The 922-nt window shown below is 31.7% G+C and carries 1 protein-coding gene; it reads right to left on the reverse strand.

The window, feature by feature from the left end; all coding sequences use genetic code 11:
* Positions 1-117 precede the first annotated feature (117 nt).
* Positions 118-621 carry a DUF4367 domain-containing protein gene (locus MLE14_RS22330; protein WP_243299627.1) on the reverse strand — a complete coding sequence of 168 codons (504 nt, stop codon included), beginning with the start codon at positions 619-621 and terminating at the stop codon, positions 118-120.
* Between the last annotated feature and the right edge of the window lie 301 nt (positions 622-922).

The following is a 922-nucleotide window of genomic DNA, read 5'->3' on the forward strand; positions in this document are numbered from 1 at the left end:
ATAAGTGCAGGTCTCTGCATTTTTTCTTTGCAAAGCTCTGCACTTTTATTTTGCAATAAACAACATTTAGTAAATCAGTAATCAAGTACAGAACTAGGGGTATAGAAGGGAACTTTTTTACTCAAAAGTTGCCATCGATCTTGCAATTTCAAGCATCATTTTTTTTGTTATATTAAAACTATCCATTCTTATAAATGTACCATTTTGGTTCCAGAATAGTATTCCGCCAAGGGGATATTCTCCTCTAAGAATGCTAGGTGCCCAGTGTTTAAAATATCCTGTGTTCCCATTGATATCTACTTTCTCTATTTGTGGACTTAATAAATCTGATGTATTTGTATGTTCTTTTTGCTGTTCAATCCCTACAATGAGGTATTCGTCGTTTTTGTCCATAAAATGGAGTCTAAAATAAGTGAAGTCCTTCTTGCCGCTAGGATATGTTTTTATTTCTAATGTCCAATCTTTTGGAATCTTTTTTGGATAGAGAACGGGAAAGTTTACCCTCTTTTGAACTTCCGAAATAGTAATACTATCATGATTGTATTTAATTGCTTCTGCTGGAAACAAATCTGAAAATAAGAAAATTAGGGTCAAAGGAATTAAACGGTACAAGAAATTCAATTTAGCTACCTCCTGTATTTTTTTGAAGATAGTTTAACCTAAGATTTTTACAAATATTAGAGATTTGTTTCGCTTTTTATTAGGAGAAAGAAATACTTAGTCAAAGTAAATGGACTAACGGGGTAGGTTAGCTTTAAAAAGGATAGTTAAAATTCAATTGAGCAAAATATCCCTAAATATAATTTAGGGGGATAAAAATGAACAAAAGTTTTTCTCTTTTATTGTTATTATTCAGTGTTGTCAACAACGGATTAAAATTCCCCAAATTCAACGGCTGAAAAATCCCCATTTTCATCACTTG

It is taken from the genome of Bacillus litorisediminis (assembly GCF_022808645.1).
GTDB classification, from domain to species: domain Bacteria; phylum Bacillota; class Bacilli; order Bacillales; family JC228; genus Bacillus_BF; species Bacillus_BF litorisediminis.